Raw genomic sequence first — 21,514 nt, 5'->3', positions numbered from 1 at the left:
CGGGGATGCTGGACCACGAAGCCCCGCACATTCTGTGCGGCTACCCATTTGACACTGTCGATCAGGAGAAGAGCCGATGTCTTTCCAGGCCTACCTCGACACCATCGAGAAGAAGACGGGTCTCACGCCGCGCCAGCTGGTCGGTCTCGCCCAGGAGCGCGGTTTCGCCGCCGACACCAAGGCGGCACCGATCCTGCAGTGGCTCGCCGACGACTACGGTCTCGGGCGAGGCCACGGGATGGCGCTGGTGTACGTCATCACCAGGGGCGAACAGATCGGCGCAAAGCACGTCGGGACCACCGGTAGCCACCGTGATCCCAAGGACCATCTCTGGCTCGACGGCATCGCCACCAAGCCGGAAGGCTACTGACCCTCGGGCCCCGGACCGTCAGACGGTCTGGAGGTCGAAGTGCGGATCGCCCGCCGTCAGCCACACCGTGTAGCCGTCGGGCTGCTGCTCGAACGAGACGTGGCTGCACGCCTGATGGGTGATCCAGAGCCCCAGCCCGCCGGCGGGCCGGTCGGTGCGGGGGAGCAGTCCGGCCATCGGGTCCCGGGGCCCGGGGCCCGCGTCGGTGACCGAGACGAGCATGCGCTCCTCGGCCACCCAGACCCGCACCCGCACCGGGGGCCGGCCGTGGCGCATCGCGTTGGTGACGGTCTCGCTGACGGCGATGACGAGGTCGTCGATGTCGTCGGCGCCGAGCCGTCCGGGGTCAGCGTCGTAGACCGCCTGGCGGGCCCGGGCCGCCGAAGGATCGATCAGCTCACAGACCGGCGCCGCGTGGTGCAGCGGGTCGCGCAGGACCGGCCGCGGCCGGCTCAGGTAACTGTGCGGGTCGAGGTAATCCCGGCTCGGCAGCCGGCCGCCGTCGGCACTGACGAAGACCGGATGGGTACGGGCGACATCCGCCAGCACCGCGGCCGGGGTGGTGCGGGTGTCATAGGTGCAGATGCCCCAGAGCGGGAAGGCGTCGTAGGCGTCGTTGACGGCCGACTCGTAGCGGCACCACCCGTCCCAGGTGGCCGGCGCGGTGGGAACCTCTCCGGCGACACGGATCTGCGTGGCGCCCTCGGCCACCAGCGTGGCGAGCATCTCCCGGTACGTCTTGATCGCGGCCGCCGGTCGCAGGTACTGCTGCTCGCCGGCGGCGAAACGGATGCCGGAGTTCGCCGGCAGGGCCGAACGCAGCAGCGCGTTGGTCTCTTCCCCGAAGACGGCGAAGGTGGGCTCGCCGGCGGCGAGCCCATCGGTGAGGAAAGGCACCACGACGGCGAGGAACTCCTCGTCGGTGGAGTAGCAGACCGCATCGTGCAGGTAGCCGCGATGCCCGGCTGCCGCGCCCGTCCTCATCAGGCAGCCTCCACCCGCACGTTCTCGAGGCCGAGCATGTCGACGACCCGCGCCGCGGCGGTGTGCGGCGTACGCAGCACGACGTCGGCGTCGCGGCGGCGAGCGTACTCGTGCAGTTCGATCAGACAGCGGTGGTCGATGAACCGCAGCTCCGGCGCCTGGAGCACCAGTTCGCCGTCGACGGGCCGCAGGTCGACGCGGGTCAGCGCGGTGGCGAGGAGCTGCTGGTGGGAAGGATCGAGTTCGCCGGCGACCGTGACGGAGTCGGCCTCGTCGCCGGCGCAGAGCCGGAAGAGCACGTCGTCGGCGTTGGTCGCCGGGTGCATGCAGGCGAGCTGGGCGATGACGTCGCTGCCCAGGACGGTGCGGCTGTAGGCGCACATCGCGGCCATTGGCGCGGTGCGCATGTACCGGTCGATGAGGTGTTCGTAGCGAGCGAAGGCGTCCACCTGCTCGGCACTCCCGATGAGGGCGGTGACATCGGCGGCGACGCGCAGGCCGCGGTAGCCGGCGGCCAGCGCCGCCTCGGTGGCGGCCCGGTAGGCGCTGACCTGGTGCTCGGGCTCGATGACGCTGCCGTAGTCGTAGGCCTCGCCGAGGGAGACGACGTCGGCCGCGCCGGAGGTCAGCGCGGCGGCGAAGCCGTCGATGGCGCTGAGGCGACTGATCAGCGTCGAGCAGTCGCCGTCGGCGACATACCAGACACGCTCGCCCGCAGCCAGGCCCTGCGCGAGGTAGGACCGTGCCTGCTCCTCGAACGCCGCCGGGTCCTCGTACGCCCAGCAGATGTGCCCGTGTGGAGCCAGGAACTCCAGATCGCTGTTCACCCGGGGATCACCATGGGCGAATTGTATGCCTACCCGGCGGGGAAGGCATGAGTGTGTTCACGGGGTGCCGCCGGTCATTGGAAACGGCTGGGGTCCCCGGCGCCTTCGCGCAGGATCTGCGGCTCGGGCAGCGAGAAGTCGACGACCGTCGTCGGCACCACACTGCAGTCGCCGGCGTCGACCACCGCGTCCACGGCGTGATCCAGCCGGTCCTTGATCTCCCAGCCCTGGGTCAGCGGGTCCTCCTCGCCCGGCAGCAGCAGGGTGCTCGACAACAGGGGCTCGCCGAGTTCGGCGAGGATCGCCTGGGTGACGACGTGGTCGGGGATGCGGACGCCGACGGTCTTCTTCTTCGGGTGCAGCAACCGACGGGGGACCTCTTTTGTCGCCGGCAGGATGAAGGTGTAGCTGCCGGGGGTGGCCGCCTTGATGACGCGAAACAGCGAGTTGCTGATGGTGACCAGCTGGCCGAGCTGGGCGAAGTCGCTGCAGACCAGGGTGAAGTGGTGGTCGTCGCCGAGCCGGCGGATGTCCCGGATCCGGTCGATGCCGGCCTTGTTGCCCACCCGGCAGCCGAGCGCGAAGCAGGAGTCCGTCGGGTAGACGATCAGGCCGTCGTTGCGAAGGATCTCCACCACCTGCCCGATGGCCCGGGGCTGCGGGTTGTCCGGATGCACGTCGAAGTACTTCGCCATGTGCGGAGCTTAGGCGACGCGTCCGCCGGTGCGGGCAGCGCCGCGCAGTTGTCGTCAGGTGCCGGGCGCACATCAGGTGCCGGGTGCACGTCAGGTGCCGGGGGCCGGATCGAGCCGGTAGCGCCGCTGGAAGAGCAGCGCGGCGGCCATCAGCACGGCGGGCACCACCGTGAAGCCGATCAGCAGCGCGGTCAGGGCGCTGCCGGACTGGGCGACCGCCTGGCCGGAGGTGGTCGAGACGAAGCCGCCGAGCGCGAGCACCGCCGAGTAGACGTACGGCCCGATCGCCGTGCCGGTCGCCTCCGTCGCGGTCCAGACCCCGGTGTACGCCCCGGCGCGGGAGTCCCCGCGCGCCTCGGCCGCCGCCACGGCGTCCGGCACCATCGAGAAGGCGAAGAGCTGCAGGCCGGCGAAGGCGATGCCCAGCCCGACGGTCACCACCACGGTCACCGCCACCCCGAGCGCCTCGCCGGCCAGCAGCGCCAGCGAGCCCACGATGAAGATGATCTGGGACAGCAGCAGGCCGCGCTGCTTGCCGATGCGCTTGGAGATCCGCAACCAGACCGGCCCGGCGAAGATCGCCGGCGCGAGGAAGGCGCCCATGAAGACCGCGGTCAGGCCGCTGCGGCCGAAGACGTACTCGGTGTAGAAGGGCACCGCCGCCAGGAAGAGGTGGGTGGTGGTGCCGGTGAACAGGTAGGAGAGCACGAGCATCCGGAAGTCGCGGTCGCGCAGCGAGACCCGCAGGTCGTCGAGGGTGGAGTGCGACCGCTGGTCCGGCCGGCGGAAACCGCTGTGCGTGGTGAGTCTGCGGACTCCGCGTATGGCGATCAGTGCGGAGACGGCCATGCCGGCGGCGAGCAGCAGCGCCATCCGGGTGTAGTCGCCGCGGCCGCCGGCGGCGACCAGGGCGGGTGCGGCCACACCGGCGGCGAGCAGTCCGACGGTGAGGAAGAGCATCCGCCACATGAAGACGCGGGTGCGCTCGTGGTAACCGATCAGCAGGTCCGACGGGGTGGTCAGGTACGGGACCTGGAAGCAGGCGAAGAGCAGGTTGCCGACGATGTACCAGCCGCCGACCCAGAGCGCGGCCGAGGTGCCGGTCAGCCCGGCGGGGACGGTGAACATCGCCACCATCGCCAGGGCCAGGAGCACGCCCCAGCGCAGCAGACCGCGCCGGTGGCCGTGCCGGCGCGCCTCCCGGTCGGAGGCGGTGCCGAGCAGCGGGTGGACCACCGCGTCGATGACCTTCGGCAGCAGCAGGGTCAGACCGGCGATGAAGGCCGGCACGCCGAGGGTGTGGGTCAGGAAGTAGAGCAGCAGCAGCCCGGGGACGGTGACCCAGACGCCCATGCCGAGCGAGCCGGTGGCGTAGGCGGCCAGGTCGGGCTTGCGGGTCCGGACGGCCGGCCCGTCGGTGGCGGGCGCGGTGGCCGGAACCGGCTGGGTGGGGCTGCTCATGCCTTCTCCTCGTGGCGCCGCACCACACCGGCGGCGAGTTCGGCGCCCGCGAAGGCGCCGGAGCGGGCCCGGCCGGCGAGCGTCCGGGCGATGATCCGGTCGGTGACCCGCGGCAGGTGCCGGGCCAGGAAGAACTCCACGGCGCCGCGGCGGGTGGTCGTCAGGTCCCGGCGTCCCCGGCGGCCCAGCGCGGCCTTGAGGACCGTGTCCACCACGCCGTCGAGCGGCTCGTAGGAGCTCATGCCTTCCAGGGAGAGCCCGGCGGCGGCGGTGGAGTCGTGGATCGGGCTGCGGACCGCCGACGGATAGACGCAGGTGACGTCGACGTGGGTGCCGATCTCCATCCGCAGGGCGTCGGCGTAGGCGACCATGGCGCGTTTGGAGGCCCCGTACGCGGCGGCCAGCGGCAGCTGCATGACCGCCATCCGGGACGTCAGCATCACGACCCGGCCGCGGGCGGCCACCAGGGCGTCGACGCAGGCCGCGGTCGTGCGCCAGGTGCCGAGCAGATTGATCTCCAGTTGCCGGCGCACCTCCGCGCCCGGAGGCAGTTCGGCCGGGGCCGGCCCGCCGACGCCGGCGTTGTTGATGAGCACGTCGAGGCCGCCGAGCCGGTCGATCGCGGCGGCCACCGCCCGGCGCACGCTCTCGTCGTCGGTGATGTCGCAGGCGAGCACCTCGACCGGGTCGTCGGCGCGGGGTGCCAGGTCGAGGCCGACGACGCGCGCGCCGAGGGCGGTGAGCCGGGCACTGACCGCCTGGCCGAAGGTGCCGGAGGCGCCGGTGACCAGGACACGCAGGCCCTGGGCGTCCCCGCGGCGGCGGGCGGTGGTGCTGCTCATGCGGAGGTCCGTTCGGCGGTGGGGCGGGCGGTGGTGCGGGCGCGCCGGGTCCGGCCGGCCCGGATCTCCCGGGGCAGGTCGGCGACGTAGGCGTCGAAGTCGATGCGCATCATCGGACGGCGGTCACCCCAGCGGGCGGTGGCCGCGCGCAGCGCCCGTTCGACGTCGCGCCGCTGCCGGTCGGGCGGTGGCAGGGCGTAGTCGCCGGCGTACCTCGCTGCGGCGAGTTTCGCCTGGGCCTCGACGACCGGCAGCGCCGCGCCGGTGGACTGCATCAGCCCGACGAAGGTCAGGCTCGGGTCGTCGAGGTGGAAGACCCGCTTGTACAGCGGCATCCGCTCCGGGTCCGGACCCAGCCACCGCGGGGACAGGAACGGAATGCTCACCCGGTAGCCGGTGCACCAGACGATCACGTCCACCGTGTCGGCGCGGCCGTCGGTGAAGACGACCCGGGTGCCGTCGAGGCGGGCGATGCCGGGCCGCGGCTCGACCTCGCCGTGGGTGAGCCGGTGCAGGATGGTGTCGCTGATCGTCGGATGGTTCTGGAAGAAGCCGCCGGCCGGCGCGGGCAGCCCGTACCGCTGGGGCGGGCCGACCGCCAGCCGCAGCATGGTCTCGGCGATGCGCTGGCGGATCCGCCACGGCAGCGCCGCGATGGCGCCGCCGGTGGCGTCGGCGGGGCGGCCGAAGAGGTACTTCGGCATGATGTGCACCCCGTGCCGGGCGGAGAGCAGCACCGGTGCGCCGCCGACGTGGGAGGCGTCGACGGCGATGTCCATCGCCGAGTTCCCCATCCCCACCACCAGGACCCGGCGGCCGCGGAAGATCTCGGCGTCGCGGTAGTCGTGGGCGTGCAGCTGGGTGCCGGCGAACTCGCCCGGGTACGCCGGGTCGGGCAGGCGCGGGTCCCAGTTGTGCCCGTTGGCGACGACGACCCCGTCGTAGCGGTCGGTGCCGCCGTCGTCGGTGCGTACGAGCCAGCCGTCGTCGGTGCGCTCGACGGCGGCGACGGCGGTGTGGAAACGGATGTGCCGGGTCAGCCCGAAGGTCTGCGCGTAGTCGGCCAGGTAGCCGGCGACGAGATCGGCGCTGGGGTAGTCGCTCCACTGCGCCGGCATCGGGAAGTCGGCGAACTCGGTGCGGCCCTTGCTGGTGTTCAGGTGCAGCGAGGCGTACGCGGGGGAGAGGCCGCTGCTGTTGTCGCGGGCCCAGAGCCCGCCGGGGCGGTCGCCCTTCTCGTAGGCGACGACCTCGACGCCGGCGTCGAGCAGCGCCTTGATCGCGGCGAGCCCCGCGGCGCCGGCGCCGATGACGGCGACCCGGCTGGGCCGCAGGCCGGAGGGTTCCAGTGGTGGTGTCACCGCAGCACCATAAAGTCTACTGATGCGGTAGGGAATAGGTGGGGGGACGAGATTGGCCCTGTCGTTGTGCGGGAGCACAATTCAGGCCATGCCGAGCAGTGCCGACTGGACCGCCGTGATCAACCTGATCGAAGAGGTGATGACCGAGGAGGACCTGCTCTCCTCGGCGGTCACGAGCGCCCGTACGAATGTGCGGGAGATCGCCGCGCTCCCCGCCGCCGATATCGCCGGTCACACCCGGGGACTGCTCGCCGCGGCGACCAGGGCGCTGGCCGACCGGCGCGGACCCACCGACGCCGAGCTTGCCTTCGTCGCCGAACTCGCCGCCACCCGGGCCCGGCAGGACGTGCCCATCGAGGCGGTGCTGATGGCGATCCACGTCGCCTCCCGGGTGATCTGGTCCCGGGCACGGGAGATCGCCGCGATCCGCGAGATCCCACCGGCGGCGCTGCTGGACGTTCGGGAACTCTACGAGGACTGGGCCGAGGCGGTACGCGCCCGGCTGATCAGCGAGTACCACGCGGTCAAGCTCAGCCAGGGCACCCGGGCCGGCGACCGGGAGGCCGTCCTGCTGCGGCGGCTGCTCGCCGGGGGCTCCACGGCGGTGCTCGCCGCCGCGGAGGCGGGCCTGCCGGCCGGGGGCGGGCTCTGGCTGCTGACCGCCCGCGCCGGCGAGGACGCCGCCGTCGGCAGGTTGCAGCGGGCACTGCGCGCCCAGCGGCCGATGCTGCTCTCCTTTGACGGCGGGTTCCTCGTGGGCGTGGCGGCCCGGCCGCCCGCCCCGGGGCTGATCGGTGCGGACACGGCGGTGGGGATCGCCGGTCCAGGGGAGCCGGGCGGGCTCGCGGCGCTGCGGCGGCTGGCCATCGCGGCGCTGGCCGCGGCGGAACTCACCGGACGCCGCGGGCTGACCCACATCGCGGAGGTCGCCGTCCTCGCCGCGATCGCCGACCGGCCCGACCTGTCCGGTGCGCTGCTGGAGCGGCACGCCGCCGCGCGTACCGCGCTCGGTGCTCAACTGCGACCGGTCGCGACCGCGGTGCGCGCCTGGCTGGAGGCGGACCGGGACGCAGCGCTTGCCGGGCAGCGCCTCTTCGTCCACCCCAACACCGTGCGCAACCGGGTGCAACGCTTCACCGAGGTGACCGGGATCGATCCGGCCGGCACTGTCGGCGGACTGAACGCCTGGTGGCTCTGTGGCGGCTGGCTGGGCGGGGGCTGAGCGCGGTCACCGGCGTCCAGTGCGGGGCCGTGGCGCGGGACGGGTCCCACCGGACGTGGTCCTGCCCGAGCCGGCGGCGTCACTGCCGGTACCACCCGCCGGTGAACCGGCGGTAGTGCCGGTCGACGATCCGCCCGTCGTGCCGGTGGAAGATCCGCCCGTACTGCGTCCGGTCGTGGGCGGCGGCACGTAGCCCGGCGGCTGCTGCCGCGGCGGCGACCAGCCCGTCGGCGGCGTGAGCCGGCCGGCGCGCACCCAGTCCCACTCCTGGTAGACGCCGTTGACCAGGCGTCCGCAGTCGGGCATCTCCTGGTCGCGGCGGTCCTCGGCGTCGCAGTCGCCGATCTCGGACCGCTGGTAGCGGCTGTCGCTGTACTCGGTGGACGTCCGGGTGCGGTTCGGCGCGGAGCAGCCGGCCAGGCCCACGGCCAGGCTTACGGCGGCCAGCGCCGTCACCACCCGGTGGGCCGGGAAGCTGAGGGAGACGGACGAACCCGCGCGGGGTTGCGGCTGTGGCATCGAGGGTCCTCGTGTCGTTCGGCAGGCGAGCGACATTGTGCGTGATCCTGTCCACAGTGGTGCGAGAGGCCCCCTGCCGGGTCACCCCCGGCTGCGGGCGGGCACGACCGGGGCGTCGCGACCGGTGCCCCCGCGCCCGTTGCCGCCCTTGTCGTGGCTCTGTTCGTGATAGTCCTGCTCGACGTTGACCGACCAGACGTCGTGCTCGGCGCCGTCGGCGATGTTCTCCGCCACCAGCATGGCCGTCAGCATCGAATGGTCCTGGTTGTTGTACCGGTGCATGCCGTTGCGCCCCGCCGGGTGCACGTTCGGGACCTGGGCGGCGAGCCACTCGCGGATCACCTCGACGTTGTGCTGGTAGCGCTCGTCGTAGACCGGGTACGCCTTCGGCATCCGCACCACGTGCCCCGACCCCACGCAACCCGGCCGCACCAGGCCGAGCTGCTCCAGCTCCGCGGTCGCCAGGGCGATCAGATCGGCGTCGGAGCTGTTCCACATGTCGTCGTTCTCGAAGACGAAGTACTCCAGCCCCAGGCAGGTGTGTCCGTCCTTGACCAGGTACGGCGACCAGGAGCCGAAGTTCTGGATCCGCCCCACCCGCGCCCCGGGGTCGTGTACGTAGATCCAGTTGTCCGGGAAGGAGAACTCCGAGGGCACCACCAGGGCCACGGTGAGGAAGTCGCGGTAGCGCAGGTCGTCGGCGGCGGCGCGTACCGGCGGGGGCGCCGGCGGGTCCATCACCCGGACCAGCTCCGAGATGGGCATGGAGGAGACGATGTGGTCGGCCTGTTCCCGGCGGGGGCCGTTGCCGTCGTCGACGGTCACCCCGGTCGCCCGCCGCCGCTGCGGATCGCGGTGCACCCGGCTGACCCGGTGCCGCAGCGTCACCTCGCCGCCGAGGTCGCGGACCCGGTCGGTGCAGCGTTCCCACATCATCCCCGGGCCGAGCTTCGGGTACTGGAACTCCTCGATGAGGCTGGTGACGTCCTTGCTGTTGCGCCGCGGCAGCAGGGCGTTGAGCACCGCCTTGGCCAGCGACAGGTTCTTGATCCGCTGCGCCGCCCAGTCGGCCTGCAGCTGGTCGGCCGGCATGCCCCAGACCTTCTCGGTGTACGTCTTGAAGAAGATCGAGTACAGCCGCCAACCGAAGCGGGCCGAGACCCAGCCCTCGAAGTGCGACTGGTCCTTCGGCGGGCGCAGCCGGGCCCGGGCGTACGAGCCCATGCAGCGGGCCGCCTCGAGCAGGCCCAGGTTGCGCAGGGCGTTGACGGCGCGCAGCGGATAGTCGTAGAGCCCGCCCCGGTAGTAGATGCGGCTCATCCGCGGCCGCAGCAGGAAGTCCTCGTCCGGCAGGATCTCGTGCCAGAATTCCTCCACCCGCGGCACCTTGGTGAAGAACCGGTGACCGCCGATGTCGAAGCGCCAGCCGTCCCGCTCCACCGTGCGGCTGATCCCGCCGATCACGTCGTCGGCCTCGAAGACCCGGGCCCGACGGTCCCGCCTGAGCAGTTCGTAGGCGGCGGTCAGCCCGGCGGGGCCCGCTCCGATGATCACAGTGCCGGGTTCCTGGCCGATCGTCATGATGCTCCCTGTCGCCGCCTGGTCGGTGCGGGCGGCGCTTACCCGTCCTGGCGCGGCTCTCACGTCGCAATCGCGGTCCGTGCTGATCGGCGCGGCACCGCAGACGGCAGTCCCGCCGGTGGTGACGCATCCGGAGGCCGTCGGCGGTGTTTGGCGAACAGGAATCGCGGTATCCCGTCGTTCCGACCCAGGGTCCGGGGGATCACGATGACCGACAGCGGGCAGGCCGCCACCGACCGGGACCGGCCGACCCGCGACGGCCCCGGCCCCGTACGCCGTTACGGCCGCAGAGCCTCGGCGCTCGCTGACCGCTTCCACCCGTGGGGCCTGGTCCTCGGCCTCTTCCTGGGTTCGAAGATCGTCCTGACAGTCACCGGGGTGGTCGCCACCGTCGCCGGGCGGTCCGTGCCGGGAATTCCGCCTCTGGACCGCGCCCAGATGTGGGGGCAGCAGCAGGAGATCTCTCCGTACCGGGCGGTCAACATGTGGTTCGCCTGGGACTCGTTCATCTACGACGGGCTCGCCCGGGCCTCGCTCACCGGCGACTGGACGGGCTTCGCGTTCCCGCTGCTCTATCCGTTTCTCGGCAAGGCACTGGCCGTCGTGCTCGGCGGAAACACCGCCATCGCGCTGCTGGTGATCAGCAACATCGCCTTCCTGGGAATGCTCTACTACGCCTACCGGCTCGGCGAGCGGCTGCTCGGTGACGCCGGCGGGGCGCGGCGCTTCACCACCTACCTGGTGCTGCTGCCGACGGCTTTCCTCTTCCAGGCCGCGCTGACCGAGTCGCTCTTCCTCTGCCTGACCCTGGCCTGCTTCTACTACGCCGAGCGGCGGCGGTGGCTGCTCGTGGGTGTGATCGGTTTCTTCCTCGGGACGAGCCGTTCGGTCGGGTTCCTCGTCGCCGTGCCGTTGGCTCTGGTGCTGTTGCAGCAACACCGGTACCGGCTCGGTCCGCGCTCACTGTGGCGCTACGTCCGTACCGGCTGGCCACTGCTGCTGATCCCGGCCGGCTGGCTGACCTTCATGGCGTTCTGCCGCTGGAAGGGCGGCGACTGGTTCGCCTACAAGAAGGCTCAGGAGGCGGGCTGGAGCATCCGGGTGCAGAACCCGCTGCCGGTGCTGATCGAGGGGTTGGGCAACGGGCGGCCCGCCGACGCCGCCCGGGTGTGGCTGGCCGTGGTGGTGCTGGTGGTGGTGCTCGCGGGGCTGCGCCGGGCCTGGTTCCCGTACCTCGTCTACGCCCTGATCATGGTGGCGGTGCCGTTGTCGATGGGGCCGCCGGTCTACAAGAGCCTGCTGCGGTATCTGCTGGCGGTCTTCCCGGTCGCTCTGGTGCTGGCCCGCTGGACGCGCGACCGGACCGCCGATGTCTGGCTGAGTGCGGCGATGGCACTGCTGCAGGGCGGTCTCTTCGTGGTCTGGCTGGCCTACTGGACGCACTTCATCATCTGAGGCCGGGGTCGTCTATCGTCCTGGGTCGAAGGTCTGCGGCCGGACGGCGGGGGAGCGGTGCGGAGCATTTCCAGGCGAAGAGTCCTCACCGGCGTGCCGATTCTCGGCGCCGGAACCCTGATCGCCACCGCGTGTGGCCCGCAGCCCGCGACACCCAGCTGGGAGCCGGGCGGGGCGTCCGCCCCGGGCACCGCCTCCCCGACGGCGGGCGCCTCCGCTTCCTCCGCACCCTCGGCAACGCCCAGCGCTGTCACGAGCCCCACCTCGGCCGCCGCAGCGGACGGCTGGGCGCGGCTGACGACCGATCTGGGAGCGCTGGTCGCGGCGGCGGCGAGCGCCGGGATCACCATGTCCGTCGCCGTCACCGACCTCGGCGGGCGGTGGGGCGGCGGGTCGCTGACCGCCGGGGCCGGGGCCCGGGTGAAGGCCGCCAGCATCATCAAGGTCGGCCTGCTGGCCGCCCTGCTGCACCAGGTCGACCGCGGCGCCATCGCCCTGGACAAGAAGGTGACCATCCCCGCGGGCGACGCCAATATCGTGGGCGGCTCGGGCACCCTGCGCAACCGCCGTTTCCCGGTCGGGATCAGCCTGCGCGAGCTCGCCGAGCTGATGGTGCAGGTCAGCGACAACACCGCCACGAACGTCCTGATCGACCAGGTCGGGGGCTTCGCCGCGGTCAACGCGTACCTGCGCGGGGCCGGCTTCGCCGAGCTCTACCTGGGCCGGAAGATGCTCCAGCCGGCTGCGCCACCGAAACGGGAGAACTACATCGCCGCCGCCGCGGTCACCGCCCTGCTGGCGGCGATCTGGAACGGCACACTCCTCGGCCGCGGCGCGAGTGACCTCGTGCTCGACCTGATGCGGGGCCAGCGCGTCGACACCAAGTACGGCGCGGTCGTTCCCCGTCGCCACCTGGCGAACAAGACCGGCGAGCTCGCCGACGTCTCGCACGACTGCGGCGTCATCACGCTCTCCGGGCGGGAACTGGCACTGAGCACCACCACGTCCTTCGCCGGCTCCGCTGCCCGCGCCGACCGGTACGTGCAGGACTCCGCCCGGCTCGTCTACGACTTCGCCCGCGCCTGACCGGCGAACCGCCCGGCAAGCCGGGGTCGTGGGTCGGATCCGGCTGGTCCGGCCGCTCCGGTCAGCGGGTGCGGCCTTTGAGGCGCCGGCCCAGCTCCCGGGCGATCTCCCGGTTGGCGTCGCGCTCGGCCAGCGTCTGACGCTTGTCGTAGGAGCGCTTGCCACGCGCCAGGCCGAGCTCCACCTTCGCCCAGCCGTCGGCGAAGTAGAGCGACAGCGGCACCAGCGTGACCCCGCCCTCGTGCAGCTTCACCAGGATCCGGTCGATCTCCACCCGGTGCAGCAGCAGCTTGCGGATGCGCCGTGGGGCGTGGTTGGTCCAGGTGCCGTAGCCGTACTCGGCGATGTGCAGCCCGTGCAGCATCAACTCGCCCTCGTGCTCCTGGGCGAACGCGTCGACCAGCGACACCCGACCCTCGCGCAGCGACTTCACCTCGGTGCCGGCCAGGACCAGCCCCGCCTCGTACGTCTTGAGGATCGTGTAGTCGTGGTGGGCCTTCTTGTTGGTGGCGACGACCTTGCGGCCGGTTTCCCTGGACGCGGCGACCTCCGGTGAAGAGTCGGAGCGGTGACGGACGGGTATCACGATACGACCTCCGCAGATCGGCCCGGCCTCTGTGACGGCTGGGTCGTGACGCAGCCAGCGCGCACCTCAACGGTGCGGTGGCGTCGCCGCCGATCCGTTGCCGCTGCGGGTACGGTCGGTGCCGCTGTGGGTGCGGTCGAGGAAATCCCGGATCAACGGCGCCATCTGCGGCAGGTGGGTCTCCAGCAGCCAGTGCCCGCCGTCGAGAGACCGTCGACCCGCACACGGCGGTGACGCACCGGTGACACCGGCATGGCACTCCTTTCGCCGTCGGCTCCTGCTTCAGGCTGCCCAACGAGGCGGGTGCGCGGGGCCGAAACCGGCGGCGACGCGAAAGTGACGTACGGTTCCAGGCCATGGAAGCGCGGTGCGGCACCGGCCGACAGGAGAGCTGATGTCGGTCCTGATCGATCTCAATAGCGACCTGGGTGAGGGCTTCGGCATCTGGCAGCTCGGCGACGATCTGGCGCTGCTGAAGGTGGTCACCAGCGCCAACGTCGCCTGTGGCTTCCACGCCGGCGACCCGAGCATCATGCGGCGGGTCTGCGCCGAAGCCGTCGCCGGTGACGTGGTGATCGGCGCGCAGGTCGGCTACCGGGATCTGGCCGGGTTCGGCCGCCGCGCCATCGACATGGAGCCCGACCAGCTGCGCGACGAGGTGATCTACCAGATCGCCGCCCTGGACGGGATGGCCCGCGTCGCGGGCGGCCGGGTCCGCTACGTCAAACCGCACGGGGCCCTCTACAACCGCGCTGTCCACGACGTGGCCCAGGCGCGGGCGGTGGTCGATGCCGTGGCCGCCTACGACCGGGCGCTGCCGCTGCTCGGCCTGCCCGGCTCGCAGCTGCTGCGCCAGGCGACGGCGGCGGGGCTGCGGGCCGTACCGGAGGCGTTCGCCGACCGCGGCTACCGGGCCGACGGCACCCTCGCGCCACGCGGCACCCCCGGTGCGCTGATCACCGACGCCGACGAGGTGGCCCGCCGCTGCGTCGCGCTCGCCACCGGCGCCCCGATCACCGCAGCGGACGGCAGCGCCGTCACGGTGGGCGCCCGATCGGTCTGCGTGCACGGCGACACCCCCGGCGCCGTCGACCTGGCCCGCCAGGTGCGGGCCGCTCTGGAGGGGGCGGGCCTGCACCTCACCGCGTTCGCATGAACACCGCCGGCGAACTGCGCGCCCTCCCCGCCGGGCCGCGCGCCCTGCTGCTGGAGACACCCACCCCGGCGTACGCCCGGGCGCTCGCCGCCGAGCTGCGGCGCCGTCGCGACCGGGGTGAGCTCGGCCCGGTCGACGACATTGTCGGCGGCGAGGTGACCGTCCTGGTCGACGGCGTCGACGATCCGGCCGGGCTGGCTGTCCGCGTCCGTTCCTGGGTCGTCCCGGCCGGAGCGGACGGGGACGGCCCGCTGGTCGAGGTGCCGGTGCGGTACGACGGCGCGGATCTGACCGAGATCGCCCGTCGCTGGGGGGTCAGCGAGCTGGCCGCGGTACGCCTGCACACTGCCGTGGACTACCGGGTGGCTTTCTGCGGCTTCGCGCCCGGCTTCGCCTACCTCACCGGCCTGCCGCAACGGCTGCACCTGCCACGCCGGGACACGCCCCGGACCCGGGTGCCGGCCGGTGCGGTCGCCCTGGCCGGCGCGTACGCGGGAATCTATCCGCGCAGCTCGCCCGGGGGCTGGCAGCTGATCGGCCGTACCGAACTGCTTCTCTTCGACGCCGGCCGGGAAGCGCCGGCGCTGCTCACTCCCGGCACCCGGGTCCGATTCGTCGAGGTGCCGGCGTGAGCTTCGTCGAGGTGCCGGCGTGAGCGGCGGACACCTGCGGGTGCTGCACCCGGGGGCGCTGAGCACCGTGCAGGATCTCGGGCGGCGCGGCTGGGCGCACCTGGGGGTGCCGCGCTCCGGCGCGCTGGACCGGGCGGCGCACCTGCTGGCCAACCGGCTCGTCGGCAACCCGGCCACCGCCGCGACCGTCGAGACCACCCTGACCGGGATCGCGGTACGGCTGAGCCGGCCGGCGACCGTGGCAGTCACCGGTGCCTGGGCGGCGGTCACCGTGGACGACCGTCCGGTGCCGTGGGCGGCGCCGGTCGCGGTGCCGGTCGGGGCCCGGATCGAGATCGGCCCCGCGCAGCGCGGTGTGCGCAGCTACCTGGCGGTCGGTGGTGGTCTCACGCCGCCGCCGGTGCTCGGCAGCCGCTCCACCGACCTGCTCTCCGGTCTCGGCCCGGACCCGCTGGCGGTCGGCACCCGGGTCCCGCTCGGCGACGACCCCGGTGTGCCGGCTCCCGTGGACGTGGCCCCCACCGCACTCATCCCCGACGAGCTCTGGCTGCGGCTCCACCCGGGGCCGCGGGCGGACTGGTTCACCGAGGACGCCCTGGCGACGCTGCTGCGGGTGCGGTACCGGGTGTCCGGGCAGTCCGACCGGGTGGGCGTGCGGCTGGAAGGGCCGGGCCTGACCCGCCGGATCACCACCGAGCTGCGCAGCGAGCCGGTGGTGCTCGGTGCCGTGCAGGTGCCGCCGGCGGGGCAGCCGCTGGTCTTCCTCGCCGACCACCCCACCCTGGGTGGCTACCCGGTCGTCGGTGTGGTGCACCCCGACGACCTGGACCTGCTGGCCCAGGCCCGTCCTGGAACCGTGGTGCGCTTGCGGAACGGGCCCGGGCCCGCCTGACGGCGGTTCAGGCCGGGCGGTCAACGCCGGGTCGACCGGGCCCGCGCCGGGCGGGAGCAGGTCGGTCGGCAGGTCGGTCGGCAGGTCATGCGTCGGCTTCGCGCAGTGGCCGCCAGGCCGACAGGACGACCGCCGCCATCACCGCCGCAGCGGCCCAGAACGGGGCGGTGACACCCCAGAGCGCGGCGACCAGCCCGCCCAGGAGCGCGCCCAGCGCCGCCCCGCCGAGGTCGAGCAGGCTGAAGACGCTCCCCACCCGGCCGCGCAACTCCTCGGGCACGGCCCGCTGCCGCACCGAGGTGACGGTGATGCCCCAGACCATCGCGTGCACACTGAAGACGATCAGCACCGCCGCGGCCACCCCGGGACTCGTCGCGAGCGCGAGCGAGATGTGGGTGACCATCTCGATGACCAGACCGGCGCGGAGCAGCCACGTGCTGCCGACGGCACGGGTGAGGCGGGTGGCGACCGTGGTGCCGGCGAGGCCGCCGACCGCGAAGGCCGTCAGAAGGAAGCCGTAGCCGACTTCGGAGAGCCCGAGGCGGTCCCGGCAGTAGAGGACGAAGACCGCAAACGCGGCCCCGAACGCGATGTTGCCCACCCCCATGCTCAGCCCCAGCGTCCGCAACAGGCGATGCCGCCACAGCCACCGCAGGCCGGCCGCGACCGCGTCCCGCACGGAGGACCGTTGCGTTTCCGGTGCCGCAGGGGCACCGGACCGGATGCCTGCGATCAGTGCCGCGGCCGCGGCGAACGTGAGCGCGTTGAGCCCGAAGGGGACCGCGGCGGAGACCACGAACAACCACGCACCCAGCGGTTTCGCGACGAACTGGTTGCCGATGGTGAAGCTCGCGTAGAGCCGCGCGTTGGCCGCCGGTAGCCGTTCGGGGGCCACCACGGCCGGCAGCAGAGCGCTCATGGCGGTGTCGGCGAGGGTCTCCCCGGTGCCGAGCAGGAAGAGCACCAGGTAGATGACGGCCACGGTGACGGTTCCGGTCGCCACGGTCAGCATCAGCGCGGCCAGGGCGGCGGCGCGCAGGAGATTGACGATCACGACCAGGCGGCGCCGGTCGAGCCGGTCGACGAAGGCGCCACTGATCAGGGCGAAGAGCAACCAGGACAGTTGCTGGACGAAGACGGCGCCGGCGACGTACGCCGGGTTGTCGGTGACGGCGGCGACCAGCAGCGGGCCGGCGGCCATGGCGACGCCGTCGCCGACGTTGGAGACCGCCGATGCGGTCCAGAGTCGGGTGAAGTCCGCGCCGGGACGCGCGGATACGGGGGCACGCAAAACAGCTCCTCGAGCCAGGAGAGGGAAACGGTCGTCGTGGGACCGCTCCGCGGCGAGGAGCCCGCGCCACCGGCGTACGGTGGCGGGCGGTCAGCGCGTGGCGTGCGCTCGCGGCGAAGCGGGGACCGTGACCAGGTCGAGGCGCATCTGGACTCCCGGGTGTCGGCGAATGGTCAGCGCAGTGTGACAGGCGTGGCGCGGCGCCGCGAGTCCCTTTTGGACCGCGCCGCGCTCACCAGTCGCTGGGGGCGTAGTCCTTGAGGAAGCAGCCGTAGAGATCCTCGCCGGCCTCACCGCGCACGATCGGGTCGTAGACCCGGGCGGCGCCGTCGACGAGATCCAGCGGCGCGTGGAAACCCTCGTCGGCGAGCCGCATCTTGGTGGGGTGCGGCCGCTCATCGGTGATCCAGCCGGTGTCGACGCTGGTCATCAGGATGCCGTCGGTGAGCATCTCCTCGGCGCTGGTGCGGGTGAGCATGTTCAGCGCGGCCTTGGCCATGTTGGTGTGCGGGTGGCCGGGGCCCTTGTAACCGCGGCTGAACACGCCCTCCATCGCGGAGACGTTCACGATGTACTTGCGCCGGGCCGCCGCTGCGGCCATCGCCGGTCGCAAGCGGCTGACCAGCACGAACGGCGCGGTCACGTTGCAGAGTTGCACTTCCAGCAGCTCGACCGGGTCGACCTCGTGGACCCGCTGCACCCAGCTGTTGACCGGGGCGAGGTCGGGTACCAGGCCGCCGGCGTCGATTGCGGTGTCGTTGGCGATCCGCGCCGGCGTGGCGGAGCCGCTGGTCAGCGCCAGCGCGGTGAGGGCGTGCGGGGTCATCGCCGGAGCTTCGCGGCGCTGCGTGGGCAGGGCGGGCGTGACCGCGCCGGCGCCGATGCCGGTGAAGGTGACAACCTCCGGCAACGGCCCCTCCGGCAGGGCCGCGTTCTCGGCGGCGGCCAGGTGCGCGTACGCGCCGGGGGAGCGGCGTACCGTCTGCGCCGCGTTGTTGATCAGGATGTCGAGGGGGCCCTGGGCGCTGACCGAGTCGGCCAGCGCGACAACCTGGGAAGGGTCGCGCAGGTCGATCCCGACGATGCGCAGCCGGTCCAGCCACTGCCCGCTGTCGGGCATGGCGGTGAAGCGCCGCACCGCGTCGTTGGGGAAGCGGGTGGTGATCGTGGTGTGGGCGCCGTCGCGCAGCAGCCGCAGCGCGATGTACATGCCGATCTTGGCGCGTCCGCCGGTGAGCAGCGCGCGCCGCCCCGTCAGGTCGGTACGCGCGTCCCGGCGTTCGTGGTTGAGTGTGGCGCAGGCCGGACAGAGCTGGTGGTAGAAGGCGTCCACCTCGCGGTAGCGCTGCTTGCAGATGTAGCAGCCGCGCGGGTTGTGCAGGGTGCCGGCGGTGGCGCCCGCCGCGCGCGAGGCGAGCGGAACGCCCTGGGTCTCGTCGTCGATGCGGTCCGGTGCGCCGGTGGCGGTGGCGGCGGTCACCGCCCGGTCGGCGGCGAGCAGCGTGTCGCGCCGCTGCTGACGGCGCAGCTGCTTGACCGTCTTGTAGAGCCGGGCCGTGGCGCGCTGGACGGCGACGACGTCTGGGTGCTCGGGTGGCAGCGTCTCCAGCGTCTCGAACACATCGAGGCAGATGCGCAGTTGCTCCGGGTCGACCCCGGCCGGTTCGGTCCCGTTGTCCCGCTCGGTCCCGTTGTCCTGCTCGGTCCAGTTGTCCCGTTCGTCCACGTGCTCCATGCCCACCGACTGCCTCGTCCCTGCTCACCGCACCGACCGGTCCGGCCCGATCCGCCCCGGCACTGTACGCACCCGGCACGCCACGGCCAAGTCCGGCGCATTGGCCGCTGGTCCGGTTCCGCCCACCGGCGGCGGAACCGGACCAGCGAACGCTTCGCGCCCCCGACGGCCGGCACCCGCTGGTCGGTCAGGTCGTCGCGGGTACGCCGAGCCGGTCGAGCAGCCGCCGTCGCAGCGCGCCGAAGGCCGGGTCCTCGGCCGGCCGGGCCGGCCCGAGGTCCACCTCGATCTCCTCGGCGATGACGCCCTCTTCGAGGACGAGGATGCGGTCGGCGAGCAGCACCGCCTCGTCGACGTCGTGGGTGACAAGCAGGGCGGCGAAGCCGTGCTCGGCGCGCAGCCGCCGCAGCAGCTGCTGCATCTTGAGCCGGGTGAGCGCGTCCAGCGCGCCGAACGGCTCGTCGAGCAGGAGCAGGTCCGGGTTGCGGACCAGCGCGCGCGCCACTGCCACCCGCTGTGCCTGCCCGCCGGAGAGCTCACCGGGCCAGGCCCGGTGCCGCTCGGGGAGCCCCACTTCGGCCAGCGCCCGCCGGACCCGGTCGGCGACGTCCGGGCCGGAGAGCCCGAGGGCGATGTTGTCGGCGACCCGTTTCCACGGCAGCAGCCGGTGCTCCTGGAAGACCACGGCCATCGTGCCGCCGACGGCGATCTCGCCGCCGGCCTCGGCGTCGAGCCCGGCCAGGACGCGCAGCAGGGTGCTCTTGCCGGAGCCACTGCCGCCGAGCAGCGCCACTACCTCACCCGGCGCGATGGTCAGATCCACCTCGGCGAGCACCACGGCGGCACCGAAGCAGCGGCGTACGCCCCGGGCCGTCAGCACGGCGCCGGTCAGGTCGCCCGCAGTCCGCGTCGCCACGTCAGCACTCTCCTCTCCACGATCCGCAGGCCCAGGTCGGAGGCGAGGCCGAGCAGCGCGTAGATCAGCAAGCCGAGGAGCACGACGTCGGTCTGGCTGAAGTCGCGGGCCTCCATCATCAGGAACCCGATGCCGGTCTGGGCGTTGACCTGCTCGCCGACGACGAGGCTCAGCCAGGCCGCCCCGATGGCCAGGCGCAGCCCGAGAAAGAGCGAGGGGAGCGCGCCGGGGAGGATCACGTGCCGCAGCCGGGCGGCGGCGCCGAGCCCGCAGGTGCGTGCCGCTTCCACCAGCCGTTCGTCGATGTCGCGGATCCCGGCGTAGGTGTTGAAGTAGATCGGGAAGAACGCCCCGAGCGCCACCAGGGTGATCTTGAGTTCCTCGCCGATGCCGACCCAGATGATCAGTAGCGGGACCAGGCCGAGGTGGGGCAGCATGCGGGCCATCTGCACCGGCGGGTCGACCAGGTCGTCGCCGAGGCGTAGCAGCCCGGCCGCGGCACCGAGTGCCAGGGCCAGCGCGCCGCCGATGAGCATGCCGATGGCGGCGCGGGTGACCGAGTCGGCCAGGTGCACACCGAGCGTGCCCTCCTGGGTCAGACGCCACCCGGCCGCCACCACGTCGGCCGGCGCGGGCAGCTTCTCCGCCGGGAGCAGGCCGGTGCGGGTGGCCGCCTCCCAGGCGACCACCAGCACGACGGGGCTGACGGCCCGGCGCCAGCGCCGGGACGGGCGCTGCGCCGGCGTCTCCTCGGCGGCGGCCGGCGCCGCAGCCGTCGGCTGCGGCGCCTCGACGAGTACGGCCCGGCTCACTCGAAGACCTCGTTGAACCGGTCGTCGATGCGGCCCTTGATGTCCACCTCGCCCGGGATCAGGCCGAGACCGGCGAAGCTGTCGGCGATCGCCTGGATCTCGTCGCCGACGGCGGGGGTGACCGGCGCGAGGGGCTTGGCGGCGCGGGCCAGGGCCCGGGTGGTGGTCTCCTGCGACATCTTCAACTCCGGCGCGAGGATCTTCGCCCGTTCCTGCGGATTGGCGATGCCCCACTCGGTCACCTCGTCGTAGGTGGTGAGGAAGCCACGGATCAGGTCGGTCCTGTGCTCCAGCGCGTCCGGGTTGGCCAGGATGTACTCACGGTTGTTGGCCAGGCCGGTGGCGTCGGCGAGGACCTTGACCCCCTCCTGCTCGGCGAGGGCGAAGTACGGGTCCCAGATGATCCAGGCGTCGACCTGGTCGTTGTCGAAGGCCGGTCTGCCCTCGGTGGGCTTGAGGTAGGAGACGTCCAGGTCGTCGATGGTCATGTCGTGCTTCTCCAGCAGCCGCACCAGCAGCCAGTGGACGTTCGAGCCCTTGTTGAGCGCGACCTTCTTGCCCTTGAGGTCAGCGAAGCTGGTGAAGCCGCTGCTCTCCTTGACCAGCACCGCCTCCCCCTCGGGCAGTGGCTCGGAGGTGCCGATGATCGAGAACGGCACCTTCCCCGCGGCGGCGAAGATCGGCGGCGCCTCGCCGGTCTGTCCGATGTCGATGGCGCCGGCCTTGAGTGCCTCGGTCACCGCGGTTCCGCTCTCGAAGAGCGACCACTCGGCGTCCGGGGCCAGCTCGCGGGCCTTGACCAGACTGAGGCCCCCGAAGCGCTGGTAGCCGATGCGCAGCTTTCCGTCACTGCCACCGGTGCCGGTGTCGTCGCCGCAGGCCGTGATGCTGCCGACCGCGAGCAGGGAGAGGGCAGCCAGCGCCGCGGTCGCCAGGTGGCGCCAGCGGGCGGGACGGCTCGGGAACGAGCGGGACATGTCGACTCCTCGTCGATCGGTGCCCCCGGGCCGGTCGGGGCCGGGGGAGGGCTGACCCGAGTAAGCCTACTAATCAGGTAGGTTTTATGGAGATGGCCCGCGCCGCAATTCCAA

Annotated in this window: 21 protein-coding genes; 7 read left to right on the top strand and 14 right to left on the bottom strand. The window is 72.6% G+C overall.

The annotated features are described in order from the left end of the window. Positions 1 to 76 precede the first annotated feature (76 nt). A complete protein-coding gene (locus tag ACK8GG_RS06405; RefSeq protein WP_440355816.1) occupies positions 77 to 370 on the top strand; it encodes a DUF4287 domain-containing protein in 294 nt (97 codons plus the stop codon). An 18-nt stretch (positions 371 to 388) separates the two neighbouring features. Here ACK8GG_RS06405 and ACK8GG_RS06400 read toward each other — a convergent pair whose 3' ends face one another. The 6 genes from ACK8GG_RS06400 to ACK8GG_RS06375 form a co-directional block, all read right to left on the bottom strand. Next, positions 389 to 1,354 (bottom strand): anti-sigma factor RsbA family regulatory protein, encoded by a 966-nt coding sequence (locus ACK8GG_RS06400; RefSeq protein ID WP_440355815.1) that lies wholly within the window; start codon positions 1,352 to 1,354, stop codon positions 389 to 391. Then, a complete protein-coding gene (locus ACK8GG_RS06395) occupies positions 1,354 to 2,181 on the bottom strand; it encodes an MEDS domain-containing protein (protein ID WP_440355814.1) in 828 nt (275 codons plus the stop codon). The genes ACK8GG_RS06400 and ACK8GG_RS06395 overlap by 1 nt, the downstream gene beginning before the upstream one ends. Positions 2,182 to 2,255: 74 nt before the next feature. After that, entirely contained in the window at positions 2,256 to 2,876 is a 621-nt protein-coding gene (locus ACK8GG_RS06390) for an L-threonylcarbamoyladenylate synthase (protein ID WP_440348788.1), read from the bottom strand. Positions 2,877 to 2,966: 90 nt separating this feature from the next. Beyond that, positions 2,967 to 4,337 (bottom strand): MFS transporter, encoded by a 1,371-nt coding sequence (locus ACK8GG_RS06385; protein ID WP_440355813.1) that lies wholly within the window; start codon positions 4,335 to 4,337, stop codon positions 2,967 to 2,969. Then, positions 4,334 to 5,179 (bottom strand): SDR family NAD(P)-dependent oxidoreductase, encoded by an 846-nt coding sequence (locus ACK8GG_RS06380; RefSeq protein ID WP_440348786.1) that lies wholly within the window; start codon positions 5,177 to 5,179, stop codon positions 4,334 to 4,336. The genes ACK8GG_RS06385 and ACK8GG_RS06380 overlap by 4 nt, the downstream gene beginning before the upstream one ends. Beyond that, on the bottom strand, positions 5,176 to 6,540 hold the full coding sequence (locus tag ACK8GG_RS06375) for a flavin-containing monooxygenase (RefSeq protein ID WP_440355812.1): 1,365 nt from the start codon (positions 6,538 to 6,540) through the stop codon (positions 5,176 to 5,178). The genes ACK8GG_RS06380 and ACK8GG_RS06375 overlap by 4 nt, the downstream gene beginning before the upstream one ends. Before the next feature lie 88 nt (positions 6,541 to 6,628). On the opposite strand from ACK8GG_RS06375, the gene ACK8GG_RS06370 reads away from it, so the two are divergent. After that, positions 6,629 to 7,762: a PucR family transcriptional regulator gene (locus ACK8GG_RS06370; RefSeq protein WP_440355811.1), complete on the top strand. Its 1,134-nt coding sequence runs from the start codon at positions 6,629 to 6,631 to the stop codon at positions 7,760 to 7,762. Positions 7,763 to 7,768: 6 nt separating this feature from the next. Here ACK8GG_RS06370 and ACK8GG_RS06365 read toward each other — a convergent pair whose 3' ends face one another. After that, complete coding sequence (locus tag ACK8GG_RS06365; RefSeq protein ID WP_440355810.1) at positions 7,769 to 8,281, bottom strand: hypothetical protein; 513 nt, start codon at positions 8,279 to 8,281, stop codon at positions 7,769 to 7,771. Positions 8,282 to 8,362: 81 nt separating this feature from the next. Next, positions 8,363 to 9,862, bottom strand: a complete 1,500-nt coding sequence (locus tag ACK8GG_RS06360; protein ID WP_440355809.1) for an NAD(P)/FAD-dependent oxidoreductase — start codon at positions 9,860 to 9,862, stop codon at positions 8,363 to 8,365. Positions 9,863 to 10,069: 207 nt separating this feature from the next. Between ACK8GG_RS06360 and ACK8GG_RS06355 the strand changes: the two genes are divergently transcribed. Both ACK8GG_RS06355 and ACK8GG_RS06350 read left to right on the top strand, forming a co-directional pair. Further along, the gene (locus ACK8GG_RS06355; RefSeq protein WP_440355808.1) at positions 10,070 to 11,317 is read left to right on the top strand and encodes a hypothetical protein; all 1,248 of its coding nucleotides are present in this window, start codon (positions 10,070 to 10,072) and stop codon (positions 11,315 to 11,317) included. A 93-nt stretch (positions 11,318 to 11,410) separates the two neighbouring features. Beyond that, the gene (locus tag ACK8GG_RS06350) at positions 11,411 to 12,403 is read left to right on the top strand and encodes a serine hydrolase (RefSeq protein WP_440355807.1); all 993 of its coding nucleotides are present in this window, start codon (positions 11,411 to 11,413) and stop codon (positions 12,401 to 12,403) included. 61 nt (positions 12,404 to 12,464) lie between these two features. On the opposite strand, the gene smpB is transcribed toward ACK8GG_RS06350, so the two are convergent. After that, the gene (gene smpB, locus ACK8GG_RS06345; RefSeq protein ID WP_440349219.1) at positions 12,465 to 12,986 is read right to left on the bottom strand and encodes an SsrA-binding protein SmpB; all 522 of its coding nucleotides are present in this window, start codon (positions 12,984 to 12,986) and stop codon (positions 12,465 to 12,467) included. Between the two features lie 409 nt (positions 12,987 to 13,395). Between smpB and ACK8GG_RS06340 the strand changes: the two genes are divergently transcribed. Genes ACK8GG_RS06340 through ACK8GG_RS06330 form a run of 3 tightly spaced genes read left to right on the top strand, consistent with a single transcriptional unit; the run spans position 13,396 to position 15,669 of the window. After that, positions 13,396 to 14,145, top strand: a complete 750-nt coding sequence (locus tag ACK8GG_RS06340) for a LamB/YcsF family protein (protein WP_440356081.1) — start codon at positions 13,396 to 13,398, stop codon at positions 14,143 to 14,145. Then, a complete protein-coding gene (gene pxpB, locus ACK8GG_RS06335) occupies positions 14,142 to 14,777 on the top strand; it encodes a 5-oxoprolinase subunit PxpB (RefSeq protein WP_440355806.1) in 636 nt (211 codons plus the stop codon). The genes ACK8GG_RS06340 and pxpB overlap by 4 nt, the downstream gene beginning before the upstream one ends. Before the next feature lie 19 nt (positions 14,778 to 14,796). Then, on the top strand, positions 14,797 to 15,669 hold the full coding sequence (locus ACK8GG_RS06330) for a 5-oxoprolinase subunit C family protein (protein WP_440355805.1): 873 nt from the start codon (positions 14,797 to 14,799) through the stop codon (positions 15,667 to 15,669). An 85-nt stretch (positions 15,670 to 15,754) separates the two neighbouring features. Here the strand turns inward: ACK8GG_RS06330 and ACK8GG_RS06325 are convergent, their stop codons facing one another. The 5 genes from ACK8GG_RS06325 to ACK8GG_RS06305 form a co-directional block, all read right to left on the bottom strand. Next, positions 15,755 to 16,960, bottom strand: a complete 1,206-nt coding sequence (locus tag ACK8GG_RS06325) for an MFS transporter (protein ID WP_440355804.1) — start codon at positions 16,958 to 16,960, stop codon at positions 15,755 to 15,757. A 232-nt stretch (positions 16,961 to 17,192) separates the two neighbouring features. Next, on the bottom strand, positions 17,193 to 18,695 hold the full coding sequence (locus ACK8GG_RS06320; RefSeq protein ID WP_440353351.1) for an SDR family NAD(P)-dependent oxidoreductase: 1,503 nt from the start codon (positions 18,693 to 18,695) through the stop codon (positions 17,193 to 17,195). 187 nt (positions 18,696 to 18,882) lie between these two features. Continuing rightward, a complete protein-coding gene (locus tag ACK8GG_RS06315; RefSeq protein ID WP_440355803.1) occupies positions 18,883 to 19,611 on the bottom strand; it encodes an ABC transporter ATP-binding protein in 729 nt (242 codons plus the stop codon). Next, positions 19,584 to 20,423, bottom strand: coding sequence for an ABC transporter permease (locus ACK8GG_RS06310; protein WP_440355802.1), 840 nt, complete (start codon positions 20,421 to 20,423; stop codon positions 19,584 to 19,586). Before ACK8GG_RS06310 ends, ACK8GG_RS06315 begins: the two co-directional genes overlap by 28 nt. Further along, positions 20,420 to 21,400, bottom strand: a complete 981-nt coding sequence (locus ACK8GG_RS06305) for an aliphatic sulfonate ABC transporter substrate-binding protein (RefSeq protein WP_440355801.1) — start codon at positions 21,398 to 21,400, stop codon at positions 20,420 to 20,422. The genes ACK8GG_RS06310 and ACK8GG_RS06305 overlap by 4 nt, the downstream gene beginning before the upstream one ends. Positions 21,401 to 21,514: the final 114 nt, after the last annotated feature.

It is taken from the genome of Melissospora conviva (assembly GCF_049523535.1).
In the GTDB taxonomy this organism is placed as follows: domain Bacteria; phylum Actinomycetota; class Actinomycetes; order Mycobacteriales; family Micromonosporaceae; genus Melissospora; species Melissospora conviva.
Note: the sequence above shows the minus strand (reverse complement) of the source record. Positions and strands in the feature narration are given on the sequence as shown.